The sequence below is a fragment of the Paraburkholderia metrosideri genome, from assembly GCF_904848625.1.
Taxonomy (GTDB): domain Bacteria; phylum Pseudomonadota; class Gammaproteobacteria; order Burkholderiales; family Burkholderiaceae; genus Paraburkholderia; species Paraburkholderia metrosideri.
Map to the genome: position 1 here is coordinate 49,791 of NZ_CAJHCP010000018.1, position 24,638 is coordinate 74,428.

Consider the following 24,638-nt stretch of genomic DNA (forward strand, 5'->3'; position numbering starts at 1 on the left):
AGATGCGGCTGGTATCAACCTATTTCAATATCGACCCCATATCTTAGCGATGACCAAATAGCCAACGACAGCGACAGCTAGCCCGACAAATATCCAATAGAATATTTTTTCGGATTTGCTCATTTTGTTCCACTTCTCTGGCGAAGGACCACCACCCACTGCAGGCATTTCCACCTCTTACTATTGAGCAGATTTTCCGACTGGCATCGAATGACTCCACGGAATAACCCCATAAGATATCTTGTCACCAGCCGTTCCAACACCCACTTCAACGGCAGTAGCACCGCCATAGCCGTGCGTAACAGCACCAACGATATTGAATGGCAACGGCGTTGGTATAGATATAAATGCCTGATTGCCGTCACCGTTCATAAAATTATTAGTTGACGCAGCATTATTGGCCCCAAAGATCCAACCGACCGTGGCACTGGCCCCCAACGACCAATTAGTCGAAGCAGGATTACCTTGTGCGACGCCGAAAGCCAGATATTTTGTGCCGTCGTACAGGTTTATAGCACCCCCAGCCGTACCAGACAGCACCCCGAAATTCAATGTTGCGTAGTTGGGCTGGAGAGTCCCGGCGGCAGCATCTGCATTTGTCCCCTGAGCCTGAATCGCCGCATTCAGCGTCGCATCACTGCACTGCGCCCCCGCTGGACACACCTGTGATACCAGGTCTTTCGGTTTCCGGTGTGCCGACTGGTTATACAACTCAACATTCGATGCAGTGCTCGCCCCAACGCCGCCACCGACCAGCGCACCGCCGACGCCGGCAACCACATTGGCTGCAATGTTGCCCAGCAGTTCCGAACCGGTAGCTGAGCCCACGCCCTTGTAGATATCTTCCAACTGCTTCGCCATCGCTGCCGACAGCCCCGCGCCCGCTGCACCCTGAAGGGCTGTTCCGAAAACACCGCCACCGAGCCCACCGATCAACGCCCCACCCGCAATATGCAGCGCTGTTCTGTTCGTCCCACCCTCATCCCAGTCAGCCGCCTCCTGCCCATACTGCGCAGCGAGCGCCGTGTCACCTGCGGCAAGGGCGATCTGCTGGTTGTCCTGAGCTTCTTTCTGCTTGCCGTCCGCATACTGCCCGATCCGTGTTGCCACCGCTTCGCCCGCAGCAGTCACCGCGTTCATCAGATCCGACTGGTTATCCAGCAGTGCGTTCACATCCGGCGTCTGCGCCACCGTCCCGTTCGTGTTCAACGTGTCGCGATTCAGCGCGGCGACATCCTGCGTCTGGTTCGCGGCATCGGTCACGTTGATCGTGCCAGCACTCACGCCGCTCTTTGTCGTCGCGCTGTCGTTGCCGCTGTCGTTGGCGAACACCGGCAGCGCACCGCCTACGTTATGGCCCGACGTGACACCGTGAGTGGCGTAGTTGTTGCCGCCGTCACCCATACTACCGCCCACAGTGATGCCACTCGAATGCGCGTTGTAACTCGACGTGTTCTGGATCTCGCTATACGTCAGCGTACCAGTCGTCAGCGTGTTTTTCGACGCATCGGCATCGCTCGCAATGAGCCCGCCTTTCAGGTCCGTGTTACCTACAACGCTGACCTTGAATCCACCGTCGCCAGCCAGCAAGCCCGCCTGTTCGCTGACGCCTGCATAGCTCGCATTCGCGTTGCCGTTCTGCGCGCTGACACTGCCGCTCACACCGCCCATGCTGGCGCTGAAGCCGCCACCCGCGCTTTGCTGATGAGCATCGCTCGTCATCGTGTCCTGCACGCTCACGATATTCAGATTGCCGCCAACGCTGGCCGTAATCTGTCCAGCGCCCACATTCGAGCCGATGATATTCGTGTCACCACCGGAAATGATCGTGGCGCTGTTGCCCGCCGTGACACGCGTGTTGTTCCGCATCGCGGCGTCACTGTTGCCGTTGCCGCTCGCTTTCGAAGCGGACGCATCGACACCCCAGCCATTCGTGCCGTACGAAATGCCAATGCTCGCGCTGCCTGACTGGTTCGTGCTGCGTGTCGAATCGGTGTCGGTCGTATTGACTAGATTGACCTGATTCGTCGCGGCCAGTAACACGTCGTTCGCTGTCACGTTCGACCCGGCGATGGTCACGTTGCCACTACCGGGTGTGCCGTTGCCGGTCGCAACGAATGCGGCGGTCCCACCTGCCGTGACGGTCGACCCCTTCTGCGTGGTCGAATCTTCCGTGAAGGTACTTGCGGAATGACTCGATCCGAAGCTCAATTCGACTTTCATCTGCGGCGTGGTGCCGGATGCCAGGTCGCTGACGAGACCGCCCGCAGCGAGGTTCGCATCCCATGCTGCGCTGGCTGCCGCAATACCGTGCAGTGCCGACGCACGCCCATCCTGGCTCCGGCCCGTCGCGCGAGACTGATCGACGGCATTCGATACCGCATCAATAACCGGCGCCTTCAGCGCAAGCGTAAAGCCGCTCTGCTGGACCTTGTGCGTTTCGTCCGCATGGGCCGTGTCGGTCGCCGCGTCAATCGTGACGTTCGCACCCGTGCCGGTGATATTCCCGGCTGCAATCAGGTCGCTACCGGTCACATGCAGATCGTTGCCCGCCGAAATGTTCAGGTTTCCATTCAGCGAGCCAATCGTGCTGCCGGTGTTCGCCACCTGTGACGTAATGGTCGAATCGGTCTGCGTCTTGGTGCCAACCGATATACCGATGCCACCACCCGAGCCGATACCGAATTCGTGTTCCTTGCTGTAGCTCGATGTGGCCTGGGTGTCCTGCGAGGTTGTGATATTCACGTTGCCCGCAGCCGCCAGATTTACATCGTTCGTGCCGACGACCGTTGCTCCCTCGACGGTCAGATCCTTTCCGGCGCTGATCTGCACGGTATCGCCCGACACGGTACTCGCCACGCCGATGTTCGCCTGAGTGCTCTGCGACGTGTCGGTAGTCGAGCCATGAACGAAACTGCCGCGCTTCGATTCAACGGCGACAGCGCTATCGTGCTCCTCGCGTGCCTCGTTGATGGTGACATTGCCGGATGCTGCGATCGTTGCCGTACCCGCACCGTTGTCCACGCCGTTCGTTACGCCCGCCGTCAGCGACGAACCGGTCAGCGTCACGTTGCCGTTGCCCGCGTCCGTGCTGAGCGCCCCCAGCGTTGCGTTACCGGCCGCCGTGAAGCTCGTGCCGATCGTCTGCTCGTCATACGTATGGTCGACTTCCTGGCGCGTCTTGCTGTCGGTGGCAACATTGTCATACCGCACGGTATCCGTCACGGTGGTTGCCGTCAGGTTGCCGCCCGCCACAGCCGCGAGGTCGCCGCCCGCGCTAACCTGCGCGCCCCTGAGCGTCATGTCGTTGCCGCTTTGAATCGCAAGGCCGCCACCCGCCGAGATCGCGCTGGTCTGGTTCGTCGTGCCACTCGCTTCCCAGTGATGCTGGTCGTTCAGCGTGACAGACTGGGACGTGGTCGACTGCACCGCATCCACCGTGATGTCGTGGCCTGCCGTGATCTGCGCATTACCACCCGCCGCGATAGTCGCGCCATGCACCATCAGGTCGTTGCCGGCTGCGATCACCATGTCACCAGTCGATACAATCGTGCCCTGCGCGCCGAGCAGGGTCTGACTGACCTTGCTGTCGCCCGCAGCACTGCTGACACCAACGGCATCGACCAGCGTCGCATTGACGATGTTGTTCCCCGCCAGCACCGCCACCCGATTGCCGCTAATCATGCCCGACGCGTTCACCACGTCATTCGTCGCCGATACCACCGTCGTCCCGTTCGCGCCGCTACTTGCGACCGTGCCGCCCCGATTCAGGATATCGGTCGCGCTGACCACCGTCTGCGTGCCGCCCTTGATGACGCCGGAGTTGGTCGCACTGCCAGTGGCGTGAATCTCGACATCGTCAGCGGCAATCAGCGCGCCGGTTGGTTGCAGGTCATTTGCATGGGTCTGCGCGAGATACACCACTGGCGCGAGCACCTGCTGCGTGGTGCCATCGGGCAGCGTCACCGTCTGGCTCACCAGCCAGACGATATCGCTCGTCAACGCATCCATTTGCGCCGCCGTCAGCGCAATACCCGGCTCAAGTCCGAACTGCTGCGCGACATTCACGCCACTCGTCATCAGCGCGGTGTATTCATCCAGATTGTTCGTGTACCCCTGCAGATACACGCGGCCCGTGAGCTGCGTGATCTGGTCTCGCACCATCTGTTCTTCATACATGCCGTCGCCAAGACGCTTCTCGACGCTCTGCGGATTCAGCCCCAGTTGCTTGAGCATGTAGTCGCTCGAGATGAAGTTCGTATAACTGGTCAGGCGCGGGTCGGTGACGATCAGGTAAGACGCGCCGGGCGCAGCTTGGTACTTATAAAGGCCGCTCGTCGGCAGCGTGATCTTCAGCGCGCCAGTCGGGCCCGCAACCGATTGCGGCGCATTGATCGTCTGGGTCTCGCCGGTGGCGAGGTTAACCGTCTGCGCGCCACCGCCCGTCATGCCGCCCACTGCACCATTTGCGCCGAGCGTGCCGCCCGTCGCACCGGTGGCCGAGTTAGCCGCCGCCACATTCGTATTGTTGATGTCGGTCGCGCTGATCTGCACCGTGTTGTTCGCGACGATCGTCCCGCCAGTGCCGCCGATGGCAACCGGCGATAGCACAATCGATGGCTCGGTCACCAGACCCACGTCCCGCGTGGGATTCTCATTCCACGCATAGGTCGAAGCGATATCCTGCCGCTGGTACTGGTACAGCGTCTGGCCCAGATTGTTGACCTGCGTGCCACCGTAGCTGCCGCTCGCGGAGGGATCGAGCGCGGTGTCTTGCGTGGTACTGCCGATCTGGATCGAGCCTCCTGCAGCAATCGCGCTGTACTTATTGTTCAGCGTCCCAACATTGGCGAGAGTCAGGTTGCCGCCAGCAAGAAGCTGGGCCTGCTGCGCCTGGGCCGTCACCTGATCCTGCTGGATGGTCGTCGTGGTGTCGCGCGCAATCTCCACACGCTGGTAGCCATTGTGTGAGTCACTGCGCACCGGATATTCGGTGGCGGGGTCGTAGTTGATATTCGGGTCGTAGCCATCCCAGTACGTGACCGTAACCGAGCCATCGGGATTCGCCGTGGACGTGTTGTACCAGATGGTCTGCTGGCCGCCGTTCACGCTCACGACCAGCGCGCGGTCCGTAGCGTTCGGGCCCGAGGTTTCCGAAACCACGTCGGGGGCGGCGTAGGTGGTTGTAAGCGGTGTCTTGTAGGGACCCGACCAGACCGAATCGCCACAGCCCGCATTCCCGTCGCCGTTGGCAGGGGTACAGGCGATGTACTTGCTGCGTTTGGTCTGGTGCACTGTCGAAACGTCAGTCGTCACGGTCTCGACAGTCGGTGCGGGGCGCGAGTTTGTCAGCGTCTGCGTCGCGATTTCGTTATTGCCCTGTGCCTCGACGGTGGACTGGTCGTTGGTGACCGAATTGCTGCGGTTCGCGAGCAGGCCGTTTGCATCGCGTGCGGCGTCGGCGGCGACGTTGATATCGCCGAGGCTGAACAGGTTCGCGCCACCCGTGTTCGAGATATCGCCCGATGAGTAGAGGTTCAGTTGCGAAGCGGCGGCCATGATGGCGGCGGCCCCGGTATTGGCGATGGACTGGCTGCCATTGAGGGTGACGGTGTTGCCGATGATGGTGGCCGTATTGGTGAGCGTGGCGCTGTTCGTCGTAACGTTGTCGCCCTCGATGCGACCTTCATTGGTGATCGCGTTCGCCGCGTTGACAGTCGTGCTGGCTGAATTCAGGTCGGCACCCGCCTGGTTGTCCACGTTCGTCGCGTTGAGCGTAAGCGCATTGACCGCGCCGAGCGCTCCCTGATTCGTGAAGTTGCCTGCGGTAGTGAAGGTCAGGTCGTGATTCGCCTGAATCAGATTGGCCGCGCCTAACGTGTAGTCGCCGTTGAGCGTGATGGCGCCATCGTTGCCGGCAATAATCCTGCCGTCGCCGGTAAGCTGATTTGTCGTCAGGCTCAGGCTCTGGTCGCTGCCGATTGCGCCGCCCTGGTTTGCCAGCGTGCCCGCCGTAATGGCTACGCTACCGCCACTGCCGGTATCGTTGCCGATCCGTCCCGACGTGTTATCGAGCGTCGTCACGTTCAGATCGAGCGCACCGTTGGCGTGGATCGACCCGCTCTGGTTCATGACCGCCGCGCCCGCCTGGTCGAGCCTGAGATTATTTGCGCCAGAGAGCGAGCCGCCGGTGTTGTTGACCGACTGCACGACGTTCAGCGCCAGGTCCTGGCCCGACACGATTTGCGCGCCATCCGTGTTCGACAGCACCTGCGCGTTCACAGTCACGTCACCATTGCCGCCGATGGTGCCCGCGCCATTCACGCCACCCGTATTCGAGTTCGTCACGGTCGCGGCATCGACTGTCGTCGCGCCGTTGCCAATGTTGGCGATGCGGCCATCCGTATTGTCGAGCGATGCGCCAGCGACAGCGAGTATCGCGCCCGCGCCATTGGCCTCGATCTGGCCACCGGTGTTGTCGATAACACCCTGCGCAGAGGCTTTAACTGTGCCGTTGCCCTGAATCATTCCGGCGCGGTTGCCGAGCGTGCCGCCGGATTGCACCGACGCCGCGCCACCCGCGATGACTGTGCCGTCCGCATTGTCGACACTGCCGCCATTGACGGACACGTCGCCATTGCCTCCAATCAGGCCATTGCCCGAATTGGTGAGTGCGCCGCTGGCGCTCACGGTCGTCGCGGAAGTGCCGCTGTTGGCAATCGTGCCGCCATCGTTGACGATGCTCTGCGCCGACACGGCGAGCGCGTCATTGGCCTGAATCGTGCCACCGGCATTGTCGAGCGCACCTGCATCGGTCACGGTGACGTTCTGCGCGCCGACATAGCCGCCCGCGCTGTTATCGAGCGAGGCCAGTTTCAGCACCGCCGAGGACTGGCCCGCGAGCTTGCCGCCACGGTTTGACACCGCGCCGCCCTCGATGGAAAGCGCCCCGTTGGTCGCGACCGTGCCGCCGTTATTCGACAGTGTTCCGGTATTGATCAACAGCGTACCGTTGCCCGAGTTCGCAATCGTGCCGTGATCGTTGACGAGCGTCGCAGGACCGAGCGTCAGGTTCGCTGCGTTGGTCTGCAATGAGCCGTTCGTATTGTCGAGCGTGCCTGCGACGGCGATAGTCGTTGCTCCCGTGCCGGTCTGCGTGATCGTGCCGCCGTGGTTGACCAGGTTCCCAGCAACTAGCGCAAGCTGGTCCGCGCTGATCGAGCCCGCGCTGTTATCGAGCGTCGCGGCGCTCGTCATTGCTTCCTGTCCGGCTGAGATCGAGCCGAAGTTCACCAGCGCCATGCCGGCCGATGCGTTGACGTTCCCATTCGCCGCCAGCGTGCCGCCATTGGATAGCGTTTGCACGGCCGTCGCGATCAGGTTCTGCACGGCCGTTATCGAACCGGCGTTCGCGATCTGTCCTGCCTGGACAGTCACGCTACCATTGCCGCCGATCGTACCGTCCGCGTCATTGTTCAGCAGGCCGACCGTCGAGAGGGACAGGCCGTCAGCGTTCAGCGACACAACATGTCCCGCCGTGTTGTCGAGGCTGCCTGTGTGCGCGTTCAGCGCGCCTGCGGCCTGTATCGTGCCGCCCTGGTTCGAGACGCCGCCCGCGACGTTCGCCGTCAGCGTGTCGCCCGAGACGATCTGGCCGCTACGATTTGATAGCGCGCCTGCGGTAATCGTTTGAGCGCCGCCCGACGAGAGCGCAGCGGCATCGTTCGTCAGGGTGCCGCTGGCGGTGGCTTTCACGGTGCCGCCTGCGGTGGTTGTCGCGCCAGACAGATTCAGGTCGCCGCCGCTGGCGTTCAGCGCGAGATTGCCGGTCGTCGAGGTCGTACTGCCAGACAGGTTGACCGACGCGCCCTGAAGGGTTGCGTTTCCCCCTGCGGCGTTGCGGCCCGTTGCGGAAAGCCAGCCGGTTGCACTCACGCTCAGATCGCCCGTTTGCGCGATCGATCCATCGTTGTTGATGCCTGCGCCCAGCGTGCCGGTTGACGCGACGCTGCCCGCGTTGACGGTCAAGCCCTGCTGCGCAGCCAGCGTGCCGCTGTTGGTCAGTACGCCCGGTGTATTCACCGAGACAAACTGCTGCGCGTAAGTCGTGCCACTGTTGTCGACATCGCCCGCGGCCACCGACAGGTTGCCACTCGCGTTCGTCTTGCCCGTGAGTAGCAGCTTGCCCTGCGTGGTGAGAGTCAGGTCGCCCGCCTGCGCAGCAATCACACCCGCGCTCGAAACACCGACCCCGTTTTCCGTCCCCACCAGAACGATACGATTCGCGTACATTCCGCCGAGCTGGCTTACATCGATTGACACGGCTGATGGTGCGCCATCGCCTTTAATCGGCGCTGCGTCGAGTGTGTCGTGGTTAATGCTGTTCGCACCGGTCACGACATTCAGGTTCTTCGCATAGATCGCTGCGTTCGCCTGGACTGCGCGCGCGAGCAGATCGACCTGATCAACATCGCCAGCGTTCAGGCCCGCGCCCTGGATGGTAATGTTGCCGCCCGTTACGTCAAACCGGCTCAGGTTGCCGCTCGCATCGAGGATCGGCATACCGGTAGTGAGCACGCCGCGGGTGGTATTGATCCAGCCGCCGCCATTGACCACAATCCCCGAACCGTTCGCCACGACGACTTCGGCCTTGCTTCCGGCCACCTCGATATACCCGCGCAACTGACTCGGCGAATTGCTGTTCACCTGATTAAGAATGATCCGCGCGGATTGGCCCGGCTGCAGATTCGCGTTGCCGTTGATCATGCCCGCCTGCTGCGTCTGAACGAGCGTCGATGAATTGTTCAGGATGATGCCAGCCTGCGGCACATCAAATTGCGAATAGGTGTTCCGGGATACGCCAGCCCCGCTGGGCCGGTTAATGTTGACCTGCGCGATGCCATTCTGCGTCTGGATCACGGGCGGCGCATGCGCGCCCTCGCCGACCACCTGTGCATCAACCAGCCTTGGGGCCGCGCCAAACAGAACCAGCGCGGCAAACGCCGTGTGCCTCATTGAAAATGATGAAATGCCGCCCGTTGCAGAGTGATGAGTGGTCTCCCCGGAATCTGCGTTGCCCGTTCCCGCCACGGTTTCTGCGACCGCGACCAGCATGCCCCGGAACCGGCTGTAAACCAGCCGGAAAATATTCGTAGTCATTTCTTCTTTTAGTCGCGCGTTATCAAAACCGTGACAAACGGTAAGTCAATCGCGCCAAAACGGTTGTCAATAATTGTCAAGACCGGTGCGAATTCACCACGCTTTGCACATTCAGGATGAGTCCTATTGCACGAGATCAATTACTTCGGATTGCATGCGATATGCGCGGTCACGACCTTCGCGCGGGCTACACGACGGCGCGAACCTTGCTGAGCGCTAGCCGTTCGTTAATGACGCTCGACTAACGATTCGCTCAAACCGGGTCGACCGATTACATCGGCAGTAGCGGATACGCCCGGCTCAAGCGACGGGCGAAAAATTGGCTCGTTGGATATCTTCAAACGTGCGGGTCCAATGGACCCATTGAGTCCGGCATCTCGATACGCCGCTTTGGGACTGATGCGATGAATTGCGCGTGACGCGAACGGTCACGCGCGTGCCTGCTTTTTCGTATGCGAACTCTGGTGTGTAACGCGACTTCAAGCCGCCAGCGGATGCGCGTCCGCGTTCTGAACCGCCATATCGATCACACCTTCTCGCGCGTGCTGCAAAGCTTCAATCAATATCGCGTAATCGCCGATATGATTCGCGAGCAACAGAATCAATTGCGCATTCGCCGACTGACTCTGCGCATCGTCGAGATCGCGATGCATGTCGATCAGCGCCTCGTAGAAATCATCAGGTCGGGTGAGATTCGGTTGAGTATTGAGTGCCATATATTTGTCTCCTGCTGTTTCCGCTATTGCGCGATGCCTGTGTGTGTGCGGCTCTTGTTTCAGGCCGTTCCTTCAACACACAATGCACGCTTCAGCGCATGCGCGACGGCACTTGCATCGAGTTGCCGCCAACGTGCGCAAACATGCTGATCCGGCCGGATCAGATAGAACGTGCCGGGTTTTGCGTCGTAACGTGCGTTTGCGAGACCTTCGCTGTCTTGAACCACTCGCTCGCCCGACAATGCCGCGTCTCGCGTCACCACGACGAGCTTCAACGGAATGGGTCCGGTGCGCAACGCATCCAGTGCGGTCCGGGTAGCCTGATCGACACCCTGCTCATCACAGAACAGCACACCGGTGAATTGCTGACCGAGTTGCTGCAACAGCCACGCCGGTTTCCCCTCCACCTGCACGGGTGCATCGACACACGATGCGCCCGGCACCATCGAGCCTTCGAAACGGTCCTGGTCCACCGTATTCAGCGGCGAATTACGCAACACTGCGGGCACGGATAAACGTCCGCTATTCGCCAGTTGACGCGCGAACGGATGATGCCGGGAAAGCTTCAGCACAGCGTCGCGGAAAACCCGGCTCACGGGGCTCTTCGGTGTGATGAAATCGGTTGAGCGCGTGGAGTTGCGGATGTTTTCGTCGGCGGCAAATTCACGCTCGCTGGCATACGTATCGAGCAATGCGTCGGATGCTTTTCCTTCGAGCACCAGCGCCAGTTTCCACGCCAGGTTCTCCGCATCCTGCACGCCGCTGTTCGCACCGCGTGCGCCGAACGGCGACACGCCATGGGCGGAATCGCCCGCGAACAACACGTTGCCATGCCGGAAGCGCTCCATCCGCAAACACGAAAACGTATAGACGCTGACCCATTCCAGTTCGAACTTTGCGTCGGCGCCGAGCAATGCACGCACACGCGGAATCACACGCTCCGGCGTTTTCTCCAGCACGGGATCGGCATCCCATCCCAACTGAAAATCGATCCGCCACACGTTATCCGGCTGCCGATGCAGCAGCACCGATTGATTCGGATGAAACGGCGGATCGAACCAGAACCAGCGCTCGGTCGGGAAATCAGCTTCCATTTTTACGTCGGCAATCAGGAAGCGATCTTTGAACGTCACGCCTTTACTATCGAGTCCCATCAGTCGACGCATCGGGCTGCGCGAGCCGTCAGCGGCAACGACATAACGACCGCGCAACGGATACTTGCCGTCCGGCGTTTCCACCGTCAGCGTCACGCTGGCATCGCACGAGCCCGGTGTGCCGCTCAGCTGCACGCCAACTACTTTGCTTTTCCAGCGAATCTCCAGATTCGGCATTTCTTGCGCGCGTTCGAGCAGAAAACCCTCGACGTAGTACTGCTGCAGATTGATGAAGGCAGGCCGGTTGTGACCCGCCTCCGGTTGCAGATTGAACGTGTACACCAGTTCATTTTTCAGGAACACCTTGCCGACATTCCAGCTAATGCCCTTATCCACCATTCGCTGACCGCAGCCCAAACGGTCGAAGATATCGAGCGAGCGCTTTGAAAAGCAGATTGCCCGCGAGCCGGTGGACAACGAACAATCGTCGTCGACCAGCACGACCGGCACGCCCTGCTGTGCGAGATCGATCGCGGTGGCGAGGCCCACTGGCCCCGCACCGACCACGATCACGGGATAGGCCGCCTGCTCGTCACCGCGCTGCTCGCTCTGCTCACGGCAAGGCTGGTATTCGAACGACAGCGCCTGGTAGTTGATGCTCATCTTTGTCTCCGTCCGTCTCTGCTCTGCTTTGCGCTTGTTATTTCTGTCAGCCTTGCAGCGCGTCCCACATTTCCTTGTCGCGTTGCGCGGTCCAGATGCGCGGATGCGTGATGCCGGCGGCTTCGTCGAAAGCACGCGATACGTCGAACGGCAGACAATGCTCGTAGATGAAGACATGGCCGAACTTCGGGTCCATCGCCTTGCGCGTATGCGCCATCGCGGCCTTCAGATCGAGTTTGTCGTTGAATGCTTCGCGTCCCGCCTGCAGCAGTGTCGTCACGAAGTCTTTGGTGTAGTCGAGGCCCTTGTTCACGTCAGCCGGTGTCAGCAACGCGGGACCACGGCCCGGCACGAGCTTGTCGGCATTCAGCGCGCGCAGCGCTTCCAGCGTGGCCGGCCACTGTTCGAGTTGCGCGTCGCCGCAATAACAGGCCGCGTCGTATTCGACGAGGTCGCCGGAAAACAGCACCTTCTGCGACGGCAACCACACGACCGTGTCGCCCTTCGTATGACCCGCGCCGAGATGCGCGATACGCACTTCGAGCTTGCCGAGGAACAGCGTCATTTCCTTTTCGAACACGAGAGTCGGCCACGTCAGGCCCGGCACTGTCTCGACGCCGGCAAAAAGACGCGGGAAACGTTCGATTTCCGACTTCATATCCGCTTCGCCGCGCTCGACGATCATCTCGTACGTGCCACGGCTCGCGATCACTTCCTGCGCGCCCTCTTCGAAATAGGCGGAGGCACCGAGCACGCGCACCGCGTGATAGTGCGACAGCACGACATATTTGATCGGCTTGTCGGTGACGCTGCGAATCTTCGCGATGAGGTCCTGCGCCATGGCAGGCGTTGCGGTGGTGTCGACGATCAGCACGCCGTCGTCGCCGATGATCACGCCCGAGTTCGGATCGCCCTCGGCGGTGTACGCGTACGCGTTCTCGGACAACTGGGTCCACGTGACTTTCTTGACTTCCAGGTCGGCCTGGGATGCGAATGCCTTTGCCATGCTTGTCTCCGTCAAAAGTTGGACGTGAGGCGAGACGGCCGGCGGCGCACCGGCTGGTGCGGGCTGACGGTATGGGAGGACTTGTCTCGCCCCGTTTTACTCTGTAGTTGCGCCGGTGTGTCGGGGTGAATGCATGTTAGGGTTGGGTGAGTTTATTTGTCAATAGCGAAATGTATCGCTATACACAAACTTCGCGAAGCCCAAGATGGGTGCGGAACTGCGAGGGCATTCGGTTAACATGGACCCTTTTTACGGACGAGCGCAGGCGTGAGCAAGGCAGCGAAATCGGCGACGGGCAAAGGCGCGGACGGCAGCGCGGATGGCAGCACGGCAAAGGACGGCGGCAAGACGCAGCGCGGCATTCAAAGCGTTGAAGTGGGCGGCCGGGTCTTGCTGGCGCTCGCGCAGGCGCGCGCGCCACTGGCTTTGTCCGATCTCGCCAACGCCGCGCAAATCGCGCCGGGGCAAGCGCATGCGTATCTGGTGAGCCTGAGTCGACTGGGTCTCATCAAGCGCGATGAACTGACGGGCCGTTATGAACCTGGGCCGCTGTCGTTACGGCTCGGCTTGCAGCACCTAGAGAACCAGCCCGCATTTCGGGCCGCCGTGCCGCGCGTGGCGGCACTCGCGGAAGCCATTGGCTTTAGTGTCGCGATCTGTATTGCCGGGCCGCAGGGACCGACCATCGTTCGTTATGAACACGCGGGGTTTCCGTTGCACGTCAACCTGCATGTGGGCACGTTGATGTCGTTACCGGCCACATCGACGGGACGGGTGTTTTGCGCTTATTTGCCCGCTGACGTGTTGGCCCGGATGTGGGCGAATCAATCCGGCGCGCCGGCAAGTAGCGCGATGACGTTGCCCGATCACGGCGCTGCATTTCAGGCGACGTTGAATGCGATTCGCGAACGCCGTCTGGAGTCCAGCGTCGATGCGCCGAGTCCGGGCATCAGCAGCTTGAGCGCACCGGTGCTGGATAGCAGCGGCCGTTTGCTGCTCGCATTAACGGTGATCGGCTCGACCGGCGCGATCGACGTCAGCGCCGGTAGCCCGACCGCCCGCGCACTGCTTGCCACCGCTCATGACATCGGCGCCGAACTGGCTGCCAGGCCCTCCCTGTTAGCGTCTTCTGCATCGTGACTGATTCCCCCGACCTCGCCTCGCCTTCCGCCGATGCGAAACCGCAGCGCGGCATCCAAGCGCTCGACAACACCGGCGAGTTGCTGGGCGCACTGGTTGCCGCAGCGCGGCCCTTGAGCCTCCGCGATCTCGCTGCCGCTGCCGGCATGCCGCCGGCGAAGGCGTTTCCGCACCTGGTGAGTCTGCTGAAAATCGGCCTGCTCGATCGCGATGCGTCCGGCTGTTTCGCCGCCGGCCCACTCGCGCTGGAGTTGGGTCTGATCGGCTTGCAACGTCTTTCGCCGACGCGCGAAGCGGAGCCTGAGGTGATCGAACTGGCGGCATCGACGGGAATGAGTGTCGCAATGGCAGTGCTTGGACCGCTCGGGCCAACCGTGGTGCGTCTGGAGGAATCGGCTCGGCCGCTGCATGTGAGCCTGCGGGTCGGTACGGTGATGTCGCTGGTGAACACCGCGATTGGCCGCGTGTTTTCCGCTTATGTCGCGGACGATGTGCGCGCGGGTCTGCTCACGCAGGATCATTTGCGGTTGGCGGGTGCGGACGCAGCAGATGTGTTTGCAATGAAAACAGCGGTCTCCAAACCGGGCGCTGATGAAACAGTGCGCACGTTCGCGCCACTGACTCCGGCGTACGCGCAACGTCTCGCGCAAATCCGCGCAGACGGCATCGACACAGCGTTGAGCCACCCCGTGCCTGGCATCAGCACATTGGCCGCGCCCGTGCTCGACCATACCGGCAGCATTTGCCTCGTGCTCGCGTTGATGGGACCCAGCGGTAGTTTCGACAGCGAAATGGCGGGGGGACCCGCGCAGACCTTGCGTGCAGCCACGTCGAGGCTGTCGCGCAGATTTGGCTGGATCGCCGCGACCGGCGCAGAGATAAACGCCTAATTGCCGGTCGCTTCCGGCTCATGCGATGCCAACCGCGCCTTCGCATGCCGCATCTTCTCAAGCGTCTTCGGGCCGGCCTTAAGCGCGACGCCAATCGCCAGCGCATCCATGATGCAAAGATGCACCAGCCGCGATACGCCTGGCGTATTGGGATCGATAGGACTTGGCACGCGCAGCAGTAAAGGAATATCGACCAGCCATGCAAGCCGCGAGCCGACATTGGTCAATGCAATCGTCGTCGCGCCACGTTCTTTCGCGATCTGAATGCTCTCATTCACTTCGACGCTGCGTCCCGAATGCGAAATCGCGAACGCGACATCGCCCGGTTCCATCAGACCGGCATAAAGCCGTTGCAAATGACCGTCGGTAAAAGCCGTCGATGCGATATCGAGCCGTAAAAACCGCAGCGCCGCGTCCTGCGCGACCAGTCCCGAACCCGACCCCACGCCAAAGAAAAACACCCGCCCTGCGCTCGATAAAGCCGCAATCGCACTCTCCACGACGGTCGGATCGAGCGCGCCACGCGCGTGCGTAATGCCGTCGATTGCCGCCTCGCCGACCTTGTCCATCAAGGTCTGCACATCGTCGTCACGCGCGACCGCCGTCGACGCATACGGCACACCGCCCGCCACACTCTGAGCCAACAGCATCTTGAAGTCACGCAGACCATGCGCGCCGATCGCGCGGCAAAACCGCGTGACGGATGGCTCGGACACCTCCGCGCGTTGCGCGAGCTCGGTGATGCTCGCGCGCATCGCGAAATCGACGTCGCTCAGCACCATCTCGGCGACCTTGCGCTCGGCGGGCCGCAAGCTGACCAGTGCGCTGCGGATGTGGGGAATCAAGTTCGGTGCGGACACCCGGTGTTCCTTAAGGGTTAAATGAATCCGCGTCGCTCGCCGCCTCTGTCGGTGCGATCGCGCATCACCTGTGCGCGCATCGTGCGTCGATCGGCAACACGCGGTTCAGGCCAGCCTGCGTCCACTCTCCGTATCGAACAGATGAATATGCCCAGCGGGGAAACGCAGCGCGACGCGCTGACCGGGCTCGACGGTCGAGCGCTGGCGAGTCGTCACGCACCACGTAGTGCCGCCTATTTTTCCGTACAGATGCGTTTCCGCGCCGGTCGGCTCGACCACGTCGACGTCCATCGTTGCGTCAGGCGTTTGCGCCATCGTCTCGATGTGTTCCGGCCTGACGCCGAGCGTCACCTTCGCGCCGACTTTCGCCGAGGCGGGCGCGCTCTCCAGCGCGATCTCGCCACCGTCGACGAGTTTCAGCGCGAGGCCTTGCCCTTGCGTGCGATTCACGATCACGCCTTCGGCGAAGTTCATCGACGGCGAGCCGAGAAAGCTCGCGACAAACAGATTGGCCGGATGATCGTATAGCTCCAACGGACGCCCCATCTGCTCGATACGCCCCGCGTTCATCACGACGATCCGGTCGGCCATGGTCATCGCCTCGATCTGATCGTGTGTGACGTAAATCACCGTATTTTTCAGCCGTTGATGCAACGCCTTGATCTCGGTGCGCATCTGCACACGCAGCTTGGCATCGAGATTGGATAACGGTTCGTCGAACAGGAACAGAGACGGCTCGCGCACCACGGCACGCCCCATGGCCACCCGTTGCCGTTGACCACCCGACAAGGCACGCGGCAACCGGTCCAGATAACCGCCGAGGTTCAACATCTTCGCGGCGGCCTCGATGCGCGGCTTGAAACTCTCCGACGATTCCTTACGAATGCGCGGCCCGAATGCAATGTTCTCGTAGACCGACAGATGCGGATAAAGCGCATAGCTCTGGAACACCATCGAGATATTGCGCTGCTGCGGCGCGAGCGTATTGGCTCTTGTGCCGCCGATCATCAGATCGCCGCCGCTAATCTCTTCGAGTCCCGCCACCATGCGCATTAGCGTGCTCTTGCCGCAGCCGGACGGCCCGACCAGCACGACGAACTCACCGTCGTCGATATCGAGATCGATGCCGTGCACCACTTGCGTGTCGCCATAGCGTTTGAAGATGCCGCTCAGTTGCACTGCTGCCATGCTGTCCTCATCGTCTTGCTGCGTTGGGTCGTTCGTCTAGCCGTTCGTGTATCGGGCGAATCTGCGTGATACGGTTCAAAAGCGCGGTTCAAAGCGATTCGAGCGTCAACTCTTCCGCCATCAACCGGTTGCCGGCCATCAAGCCGCCGTCCACCGGTAACGTGACGCCGGTAATCACGCGAGCCATCGGCGAGGCGAGAAACAGCACGGCGTCGGCAATGTCGTCGGGCGTGGCGAAATCGCGCAACGGGTACCACTTTTTCAGATCCTCGAAGACCTGCGGGTTTCTGTCGACACGCGCCTGCCACGCCTGCGTCTTCACCGTGCCCGGACACACGATGTTCGCGCGGATACCGTAGCGTCCCAGCTCGATGGCGAGCGCCTTCGTATAACTGATCAGCCCGGCTTTCGCCGCGCTATAGGCGGGATGACCGAGCGCAGCGAGACCATTGACCGAGCCGATCAACACGAGCGCACCCCGTTGCCGTTCGATCATCGACGCCCGCACCGCTTCCACCGTGTGATACGTGCCGTTCAGATTCAGATGAACATCGCGCTGCCAGCTGGCGGCATCGGTTGTCGCAAGCGTCAGCCCCTGCGCCGCGCCTGCATTCGCGACCAGCACGTCCACCGGACCACGCAGCGCGACCGCTTTGGCGACCGCCTGCTGTACCGCGGCGGCATCGCCGAGATCGGCGACCACTGGCGTGACGTGCGCGTCGCCTAGTTGCACAGTCAACGCATCCAGCGCGGCTTCGTCGACGTCGAGCGCCAGCACCGTGTCGCCCTGCTCCACGAAGCGCTTGCACAACACGCTGCCAATTCCACCGCAAGCGCCCGTTACCAACACCACACGATTCATGTCCGCCTCGCTCCCCAATCCTTGCCACCGGCACCCGATTAGCGTGTAAATTTCCTACAAATGCGCCGCCTCCAACTTGTCTAGCCATCCTGAAGTCTGGCTATCCACGACATCGCGTTATGCAGAATATCCCTGCGTTACAGCATCTTATGCACAAAACGGCCTGAGAAAAAATATGGCAGACCCTACGTGACAAGCAATTTTGCGTCATGTAGGATTTTTTCAAACAATTTAACCCAAGCGGCCGGCGACGGCAGCAGACCACCCCACCATCGTTGATGGGACGGAGTCAGCGTTAAACCGCTAACTCCGATCAACACAGGAGAGAGAAATGTCGTTGCATGCCCGTGCTTCCCTCGCGCTAGGCAAAGTTGCCGTCGCGCTCGCGTTTGCAGGTATCGCCGTCGCGGCTCACGCCGACACGGTCCGCGTGACCGTTGCCCATTACAGCGACGCGACCGCACCGTACTTCGAAAAAATGGCCCGCAACTTCGAAAAGGCCAACCCCGGCACGACGATCAAGATCGAAGACGTGAACTGGGACACGCTGCAACAGAAGCTGCAAACGGACATTTCCGGTAACGCCAACGCCGACCTCGCGATTGTCGGCACGCGCTGGCTGCTCGACTTCGTGAAGGACGACGTGGCCGAGCCGCTCGACGGCTACATGGACGCGAGCTTCAAGAACCGCTTTATCGGTCCGTTCCTCGCACCGGGTCAGATCAACGGCAAGACCTATGGCCTGCCGATCGCCGCATCCGCACGCGCGCTCTACTACAACAAGGACCTGCTCGCGAAAGTCGGCTATCCGGACGGCCCGAAAACGTGGAATGACGTGATCGACGCGTCGAAGAAACTGAAGGCGCAAGGCGTTGCCGGCTTCGGTCTGCAAGGCAAGGAAATCGAAACCGACGTCTACTATTACTACGCGCTGTGGACCAATGGCGGCGACGTGGTCGGCAAGGACGGCAAGGCGGCGTTCAATTCGCCGGCCGGCATCAAGGCCGCGACGCTGTACAAGACGATGATCGATCAAGGTCTGACGCAGCCTGGCGTGACCGGCTACAGCCGCGAAGACGTGCAGAACCTGTTCAAGCAAGGCCGCGTCGCGATGATGATCTCGGCACCGTTCCTTGCGAAGCAGATCAAGAAGGAAGCGCCGAATCTGAAGTACGGTATCGATCCGATTCCGATGGGCACGGCGCACGCGACGTACGCGGTGACGGACTCGATCGTGATGTTCAAGAACTCGAAGGTGAAGAAGTCGGCGTGGAAGTTCCTCGACTATCTGTTCACGAAGGAACCGCGTGTCGAGTTCACGACGACCGAAGGCTTCCTGCCGACCACCAAGGCTGAGGCGACCGATCCGGCATTCAACGATCCGGACACCAAGGCGTTCGTCGCGCTGCTGCCTACCGCTCACTTCGCACCGACCGTGACCGGCTGGGAAGACACCGCGAAGGCCGTCACCGATTCAATGCAGTCGATCTACCTCGGCAAGGCGCAACCGGCCGACGCGTTGAACGCAGCGGCTACGCAAGCCAACAAGTCGCTGGGTCATTAAACGCCGCAGTGAGCTGTGTGTGATTGTTTGAGTACGGAACGCGTGCCGCCGCAGACCAGGGTGGTGCGCGTTCCGGTCGTCATGAATGATGCACTTGTTGCACTATCCGGCCCATCCCGTCGCGCCCACTGACTAACGCAGGCGCGTCTTACGATCGAGCACGCATGAGCCGTTCCGCTTCTTCGCGCCTGCAAGCGCCCTGGTTGCTGATTGCGCCGAGTCTGATACTGGCGCTGTTCATCATCAGCTATCCGATTTTCAATATCGTGTGGCAATCGCTGCATGAGGTATCGCGTTTTGGCGCGATTCGCGACTTCACCGGCCTGCAGAATTTCCAGACGATTTTCGAAGACCCGGTGTTTCTCGCTTCCGTTCGACGGACGATTATCTGGACCATCTGCGTAGTCGGCGGCACCGTGCTGATTTCCGTGCCGGTGGCTCTGGTACTGAACCAGGACTTCTATGGACGTGGCGTAGCACGCACGATCGTGATGCTGCCGTGGTCCGTTTCGTTGACGATGACCGCCGTGGTGTGGCGTTGGGCGTTCAACGACGACTACGGGATGGTCAACGTCACGCTACAACGACTCGGGCTGATCGGCGGCCCGATTCACTGGCTTGCCACGCCCGAACTCGCGTTTCCTGTCGAGATCGCGGTCGGCATTCTGGTGTCGATTCCCTTTACGGTGACGATTCTGCTGGGCGGTTTGTCGTCGGTTCCCGGCGATATTTACGAAGCGGCACGCATGGACGGCGCGAGTGCGTGGCAGCAGTTCCGCAAGCTGACCATGCCGCTGTTGAGGCCGTTCATTAACATGACGATCCTGTTGAACGTGATCTATGTGTTCAACTCGTTCCCGATTATCTGGGTGATGACACAAGGCGGCCCGGACAACAGTACGCATATTCTCGTCACCTATCTCTACGAGCTTGGTTTCCGGCTCGGACGTCCCGGCGAAGCGGCCGCCGTCTCGCTGATCATGCTCGTCATGCTGTTCGTTTTCTCGATCGCCTATCTGCGCCTGCAGCCTGCGAAAGAAGGAGATCCGTCATGAGTCTCAGCATCAAGATGAAACGCTCGCTATGGTGCTGGCTCGCGTTGTCGCCGCTCGTGGTGGTCGTATTGTTCCCGTTCGCCGTGATGTTGTTCACCGCGTTGAAACCGGCTTCCGAAATCTTTGTCTATCCGGCGCGCTGGTTGCCCGTGCATTGGCAGTGGCGCAATTTCATCGATATGTGGGAAGCCGCCAATTTCGGCGTGGCCTTGCGCAACAGCACGATCATCAGCTTGCTGTCGACCCTGCTCGCGCTCGCGGTGAGCCTGCCGGCCGCTTATGCACTAGCCCGCTTTCCATTTCGCGGACGCGGCTTGTATCGCCAGTTTCTATTGGTCACGCAGATGTTGTCGCCGATCCTGCTCGTGGTCGGTCTATTCCGGCTAGCGGCAATGATTCCGTTTGGCGATGGCAATCTGGTCGACTCGAAGATTGGCGTGATCGTGTCTTACGCGGCGTTCAATATCGCGTTTGCCGTGTGGATGCTGTCTTCGTATTTTCAGACCGTGCCGCGAGATCTCGAAGAATCAGCGTGGCTCGAAGGCTGCGGGCGCACCAAAGCGGTCTTCAAAGTGTTCCTGCCGCTGGCTGTACCGGCTATCGTCGTGACCGCCATCTTCACGTTCATCAATGCGTGGAATGAGTTTGCCGTGGTGTATACGTTGATCCGCTCACCGGAAAACAAGACGCTCACCGTGCAAGTGACCGATATGGTCGCGGGGAAATATGTGGTCGAATGGCACCTGGTGATGGCCGCTACGCTCTGCGCGACCCTGCCGGTTTCGATTGTGTTCGCCTGGCTGCAGAGATATCTGGTGAAGGGCCTGGCGTTGGGGGCCGTAAAGTAAGACTCGAGCGGCGTGCGGCAGCTTGAGTTTGCCGCACACCGCTTGTCTGTTCGAGGGCACCGTGTTCACGGCGGCCTCGTCGTGCCACGGGGCACCTATTGCCCCGATAGCGCCGCCTTATTCCGTGCCGCGCACAATCCGCAGATCGCGCTCTACGCCATCGCCCAGCGCTTCCAGCGCTTTCTTGTAGGCGTCGCTTTCGTAAGCGGCGACCGCCTGTTCGTAGGTCGGATATTCAATCACGACCGTACGCTCCTTCAAGCCCTGTTCATGCACTTCGTCCGCCACGCCGCGCACGATGAATTTGCCGCCAGCAGCAGCGACGGCAGGTGCTGCGAGCTGCGCATACGCTGCGAGCTTCGCCGCGTCGTTCGTCTTGCGATAGCTGGTTACCCAATATCCTTTGCTCATTTGAATCTCCTTGTTCTGCGGTTCGGAAGTGATCGCTGCCCGACATAGTAGCAAAGAGAGATAGACCTGTTGCTGGCGTGCGCATTCGAGCCGCGGGCCTTCTGCAATCACTTCATTCATAGCCGCTCTGGCAGAGGCGCGCCCAGGCCGTTGTCAGCCATTTGTAGGGCTGACGCACCCTGACCAGTGCGCGCGGCGTAGGTCGAAAAAGCCCGCGCGCGAAAATTTTGGGAATAAAAAGAAGATCCGTCGTGTTTATCTTCACGTAGACAGCAGCAAACATCCGCATCGCCGATACAGGCGGAAGCGTTCAAATGCTGCTCCAGTCTCAGACGGACCGTATTCATGCGCAGCAACAGGCTCAGTTCGCAATCAAGAATACGGCGATCCTGGTCATCAACTAATTAGGCATCCGCAATGAAATCGAAACTCATCACGATCATCGCTCTGGCATTTCTTGCATCGGCCGGCGTCGTTACTCAAGCTTCGGCAAAAGAACACAAGCCCACGCACACGCAACAGTGCGTCGGTCCGGCTGGCTTCTGCACACCGTACTTCGGCAGCTAAAACAAGTCGCTTTTTGCACGTTATCACTACCCGTTAACTCACCATGTCTAGAGGAATTTTTATCATGAAAAACGCTCTCGTTTGTTTCGCTCTTGCCGCCAGCGCATTGGCCGCTCCCGCTCTGAGCTTTGCTCAATCGAATGCTCCGCTGACACGCGCTGAAGTGCGTGCCGATCTGATCCGCGTCGAACAGGCGGGCTACAACCCGTCAACGAGCGACGATGCCACGTACCCTGCCGACATCCAGGCGGCGGAAGCAAAGATTGCCGCGCAAGATAATTCGCAACCCACCGAGTCCGCATACGGTGGCATGCCGCAAAACGGTAACTCTTCTTCCGGCAAACCGGAACGCATGCCAATGCACTCGGACTGTGTAGGCCCCGTCAGTTTTTGCAACACATTCTTCGGCAGCTAGGCGATGCAAATACAGAATCCTGCTTCGCGCGTTTCCAAAGCAGGATTCCTACTTATTTTTTAACCAGAAGAAATCTGGAAAGTATCCTGTAGATGCGTGATCGAATGCGATCAGCTTTGCCTATGTCATCGCGCACACGTCGACGAACGCAGGCACGAAGCACCCGTTCACCGCCCCGACACTTTTCCGACACACGCATGTCGTAAGGTTCCAGGTTTGCGCCAACAGACCCTTCCAGGACACTCTTTTGACGAAACCGTTTGCACTCGGTGCGACCCTATTGCTGGCCATCATCGGCGTTGGCTTCGCCATCGGTGCGCCAATGCTGCTGGGCTTTCATGCGATCGTGACCGGACTGCGCGCCGCGTCCGCGCATCTCATCGTCATGCTGGCAACCAGTGCGCTCGTCAGCGCAATGGCTAAAGCCGGTAAGCAGCAGTTGATGCAGACGGCGTTAGGCTTGCGCATACGCTTTGCACGGACGTTGGCCATTACCTTCGTCACTGACGCGGCGTTTCTAGGCTCTCCGTTCGGCGCAGCGGGATATGGGGTGAATCTGGGGCTGTTGCAACGAGCCGGCGCATCATGGACCCAGGCGACCACGGTCGTCAGCGGCGACCAGGCGCTGGACCTTGCCTTTTTTGCAGTCGCCGTGCCGCCTTCAGTCGTTTCGTGTCTCGGGTTGGTCGGCGGCCTGATTGCGCCGATGTCGCTACCGATCGTCGCCGGCGTGGCCTCTGGCGCAATCGCACTGGCGCTCGTCATCTGGACGTCCAGGCGGAAACTCGCGGCAGGCGCTCATGGCGTGCTCGAACGTGTCGGATTAAAAAGCGCGCGACCGGCGCAGTGGCGTGCGTTCGCGACCAATGTCCGTCAGCAATGGACGCATCTGCTCAAGGGCCCCCGCTGGCAACTCGCCATGTTGCTCGTATTGACCACAACCCAATGGCTACTTCGCTATGGCGCGTTGTGGTTCATCCTGCTTCAATTGGGCTATGCGTTGCCACCAGGCTTTGTGGTAGCAGCCCAGGCGTTGGTGCTGCACGCGGCGTTATGGACCGGCATTCCTGCCGGCGGAGGAGGTGGCGACCTTGGGCTCGCAGCTGCTTTGGGCTCATGGGTACCGCGTGTGGCTGTCGGCACTGCCCTCATACTCTGGCGATTCGCCACACTGTTCTGCCCGCTGGCGTTGGGTGCGCTCGGCATCGCGGCATTGGCTCTTGGCCGCGCCCACACCAGGCGCACCTGATCGATTATTGCGGCGTTTCTGGAACGCCCTTCATACGGGTCGCAAAAGACACACGCCCATGATCGATTCTCAAGCGCGATAACCGCACGGTCTGCGAGATCAATGCAAACGGATACACGACTCGCAGCAGATCGGAAATCATCCGCCATTCCGCACGAACCCCACGCCAATAGCCGAGCTTTTCGGTTTTGCGTGCCTGAGTGACGTGAGGCCAATGCGTAACCGCGATACGCAGGCGCCGATCGATAATAAGACGGTTCATGAACACTTCGATTCCGAAGCGAGGAAGCGTGCGAATCTGAGCTAACGCTTCATTCAGCAATGCCTTTTTAACCACGCGCTCCCCCGAAACGAAATCGAGTCCAATTGCGCGAAAAATGGCGAGGCTGTTCTGCCGCAGACTGATGCTGACATCCGCGCGACCGGTAATCACCGGCGCCGCCAGCGCACTAATATGCTCCGTCGCCAGCCCTTTGAGATCGGCGTCCAGTAGCATCAGAAGGTCACCGCGCGCCGCCGCGATGCCGTCCACCATCGCTGCACTCTTGCCGCCATTCGTGCCGCGTGCGATCAGACGTACCGAAGGAAACTGCCTGACGATATCGACGGTGCCATCGGTGGAACCGTCATCGACAACAATGACTTCGCCCAACGCAGCATGTGTAGCCGCGACTGCCAGCACCTGCCCGATCCGAGGTGCCTCGTTATAGGCGCAGATGATGCACGAGATGAATGGCGAACCGTATGCGGAGGAAGTGGCTGTCATAGGCAAATGAAAGATGCGCAATGAACACGGTGGCAAAGACGCAATGCGCAATGAAAGGAGTCGCACCCGACGCGACCGGCGATGCCAGGCGCTAGCCTGTAAGACGCCGTCGCATCATACGCGAGACCACGCAATACTTTGATGACCCGACATGAATCGCAAACATCGTGCCGCAGTCCGGCCCG

General features: G+C 60.7%; 17 protein-coding genes. 8 read left to right on the forward strand and 9 right to left on the reverse strand.

Going from position 1 to position 24,638, the window contains the following annotated elements:
• Positions 1-180 precede the first annotated feature (180 nt).
• The 4 genes from LMG28727_RS30390 to LMG28727_RS30405 form a co-directional block, all read right to left on the reverse strand.
• Complete coding sequence (locus tag LMG28727_RS30390) at positions 181-9,159, reverse strand: hemagglutinin repeat-containing protein (protein ID WP_201646033.1); 8,979 nt, start codon at positions 9,157-9,159, stop codon at positions 181-183.
• A gap of 479 nt (positions 9,160-9,638) precedes the next feature.
• Complete coding sequence (locus tag LMG28727_RS30395) at positions 9,639-9,875, reverse strand: DUF2783 domain-containing protein (protein ID WP_201646034.1); 237 nt, start codon at positions 9,873-9,875, stop codon at positions 9,639-9,641.
• Between the two features lie 59 nt (positions 9,876-9,934).
• Positions 9,935-11,632: an FAD-dependent oxidoreductase gene (locus tag LMG28727_RS30400; protein WP_201646035.1), complete on the reverse strand. Its 1,698-nt coding sequence runs from the start codon at positions 11,630-11,632 to the stop codon at positions 9,935-9,937.
• Positions 11,633-11,678: 46 nt separating this feature from the next.
• Entirely contained in the window at positions 11,679-12,638 is a 960-nt protein-coding gene (locus LMG28727_RS30405) for an MBL fold metallo-hydrolase (protein ID WP_201646036.1), read from the reverse strand.
• Between the two features lie 267 nt (positions 12,639-12,905).
• Here LMG28727_RS30405 and LMG28727_RS30410 point away from each other — a divergent pair, with 267 nt between their 5' ends.
• Positions 12,906-13,778 (forward strand): IclR family transcriptional regulator, encoded by an 873-nt coding sequence (locus tag LMG28727_RS30410; RefSeq protein WP_201646037.1) that lies wholly within the window; start codon positions 12,906-12,908, stop codon positions 13,776-13,778.
• Complete coding sequence (locus tag LMG28727_RS30415; protein WP_201646038.1) at positions 13,775-14,668, forward strand: IclR family transcriptional regulator; 894 nt, start codon at positions 13,775-13,777, stop codon at positions 14,666-14,668. Before LMG28727_RS30410 ends, LMG28727_RS30415 begins: the two co-directional genes overlap by 4 nt.
• On the opposite strand, the gene LMG28727_RS30420 is transcribed toward LMG28727_RS30415, so the two are convergent.
• The 3 genes from LMG28727_RS30420 to LMG28727_RS30430 form a co-directional block, all read right to left on the reverse strand.
• Complete coding sequence (locus LMG28727_RS30420; RefSeq protein ID WP_201646039.1) at positions 14,665-15,528, reverse strand: MurR/RpiR family transcriptional regulator; 864 nt, start codon at positions 15,526-15,528, stop codon at positions 14,665-14,667. The genes LMG28727_RS30415 and LMG28727_RS30420 overlap by 4 nt on opposite strands.
• Positions 15,529-15,633: 105 nt before the next feature.
• On the reverse strand, positions 15,634-16,716 hold the full coding sequence (locus LMG28727_RS30425; protein WP_201646040.1) for an ABC transporter ATP-binding protein: 1,083 nt from the start codon (positions 16,714-16,716) through the stop codon (positions 15,634-15,636).
• A gap of 88 nt (positions 16,717-16,804) precedes the next feature.
• A complete protein-coding gene (locus LMG28727_RS30430) occupies positions 16,805-17,578 on the reverse strand; it encodes an SDR family oxidoreductase (protein WP_201646041.1) in 774 nt (257 codons plus the stop codon).
• A 331-nt stretch (positions 17,579-17,909) separates the two neighbouring features.
• Between LMG28727_RS30430 and LMG28727_RS30435 the strand changes: the two genes are divergently transcribed.
• The 3 genes from LMG28727_RS30435 to LMG28727_RS30445 all read left to right on the forward strand — a co-directional run bounded on the left by LMG28727_RS30435 (position 17,910) and on the right by LMG28727_RS30445 (position 21,045).
• The gene (locus tag LMG28727_RS30435) at positions 17,910-19,142 is read left to right on the forward strand and encodes an ABC transporter substrate-binding protein (RefSeq protein WP_201646042.1); all 1,233 of its coding nucleotides are present in this window, start codon (positions 17,910-17,912) and stop codon (positions 19,140-19,142) included.
• Positions 19,143-19,306: 164 nt separating this feature from the next.
• Entirely contained in the window at positions 19,307-20,197 is an 891-nt protein-coding gene (locus LMG28727_RS30440; RefSeq protein ID WP_201646043.1) for a carbohydrate ABC transporter permease, read from the forward strand.
• Positions 20,194-21,045, forward strand: a complete 852-nt coding sequence (locus LMG28727_RS30445) for a carbohydrate ABC transporter permease (RefSeq protein WP_201646044.1) — start codon at positions 20,194-20,196, stop codon at positions 21,043-21,045. Before LMG28727_RS30440 ends, LMG28727_RS30445 begins: the two co-directional genes overlap by 4 nt.
• Positions 21,046-21,162: 117 nt before the next feature.
• On the opposite strand, the gene LMG28727_RS30450 is transcribed toward LMG28727_RS30445, so the two are convergent.
• The gene (locus LMG28727_RS30450; RefSeq protein WP_201646045.1) at positions 21,163-21,456 is read right to left on the reverse strand and encodes a DUF1330 domain-containing protein; all 294 of its coding nucleotides are present in this window, start codon (positions 21,454-21,456) and stop codon (positions 21,163-21,165) included.
• A 417-nt stretch (positions 21,457-21,873) separates the two neighbouring features.
• On the opposite strand from LMG28727_RS30450, the gene LMG28727_RS30455 reads away from it, so the two are divergent.
• The 3 genes from LMG28727_RS30455 to LMG28727_RS30465 all read left to right on the forward strand — a co-directional run bounded on the left by LMG28727_RS30455 (position 21,874) and on the right by LMG28727_RS30465 (position 23,687).
• Positions 21,874-22,023 (forward strand): hypothetical protein, encoded by a 150-nt coding sequence (locus LMG28727_RS30455; protein WP_201646046.1) that lies wholly within the window; start codon positions 21,874-21,876, stop codon positions 22,021-22,023.
• A gap of 64 nt (positions 22,024-22,087) precedes the next feature.
• Entirely contained in the window at positions 22,088-22,438 is a 351-nt protein-coding gene (locus LMG28727_RS30460) for a DUF4148 domain-containing protein (RefSeq protein ID WP_201646047.1), read from the forward strand.
• A 247-nt stretch (positions 22,439-22,685) separates the two neighbouring features.
• Complete coding sequence (locus tag LMG28727_RS30465) at positions 22,686-23,687, forward strand: flippase-like domain-containing protein (protein WP_201646048.1); 1,002 nt, start codon at positions 22,686-22,688, stop codon at positions 23,685-23,687.
• A 4-nt stretch (positions 23,688-23,691) separates the two neighbouring features.
• Here LMG28727_RS30465 and LMG28727_RS30470 read toward each other — a convergent pair whose 3' ends face one another.
• Entirely contained in the window at positions 23,692-24,453 is a 762-nt protein-coding gene (locus tag LMG28727_RS30470) for a glycosyltransferase family 2 protein (RefSeq protein WP_201646049.1), read from the reverse strand.
• Positions 24,454-24,638 lie beyond the last annotated feature (185 nt).

Excerpts from the sequence above, each read along its gene's own strand:
- LMG28727_RS30460 (WP_201646047.1), top strand. The coding sequence starts at position 22,088 with ATGAAAAACGCTCTCGTTTGTTTCGCTCTTGCCGCCAGCGCATTGGCC.
- LMG28727_RS30390 (WP_201646033.1), bottom strand. The coding sequence starts at position 9,159 with ATGACTACGAATATTTTCCGGCTGGTTTACAGCCGGTTCCGGGGCATG.
- LMG28727_RS30455 (WP_201646046.1), top strand. The coding sequence starts at position 21,874 with ATGAAATCGAAACTCATCACGATCATCGCTCTGGCATTTCTTGCATCG.
- LMG28727_RS30450 (WP_201646045.1), bottom strand. The coding sequence starts at position 21,456 with ATGAGCAAAGGATATTGGGTAACCAGCTATCGCAAGACGAACGACGCG.
- LMG28727_RS30470 (WP_201646049.1), bottom strand. The coding sequence starts at position 24,453 with ATGACAGCCACTTCCTCCGCATACGGTTCGCCATTCATCTCGTGCATC.
- LMG28727_RS30395 (WP_201646034.1), bottom strand. The coding sequence starts at position 9,875 with ATGGCACTCAATACTCAACCGAATCTCACCCGACCTGATGATTTCTAC.
- LMG28727_RS30440 (WP_201646043.1), top strand. The coding sequence starts at position 19,307 with ATGAGCCGTTCCGCTTCTTCGCGCCTGCAAGCGCCCTGGTTGCTGATT.
- LMG28727_RS30435 (WP_201646042.1), top strand. The coding sequence starts at position 17,910 with ATGTCGTTGCATGCCCGTGCTTCCCTCGCGCTAGGCAAAGTTGCCGTC.
- LMG28727_RS30405 (WP_201646036.1), bottom strand. The coding sequence starts at position 12,638 with ATGGCAAAGGCATTCGCATCCCAGGCCGACCTGGAAGTCAAGAAAGTC.
- LMG28727_RS30400 (WP_201646035.1), bottom strand. The coding sequence starts at position 11,632 with ATGAGCATCAACTACCAGGCGCTGTCGTTCGAATACCAGCCTTGCCGT.
- LMG28727_RS30425 (WP_201646040.1), bottom strand. The coding sequence starts at position 16,716 with ATGGCAGCAGTGCAACTGAGCGGCATCTTCAAACGCTATGGCGACACG.
- LMG28727_RS30430 (WP_201646041.1), bottom strand. The coding sequence starts at position 17,578 with ATGAATCGTGTGGTGTTGGTAACGGGCGCTTGCGGTGGAATTGGCAGC.
- LMG28727_RS30445 (WP_201646044.1), top strand. The coding sequence starts at position 20,194 with ATGAGTCTCAGCATCAAGATGAAACGCTCGCTATGGTGCTGGCTCGCG.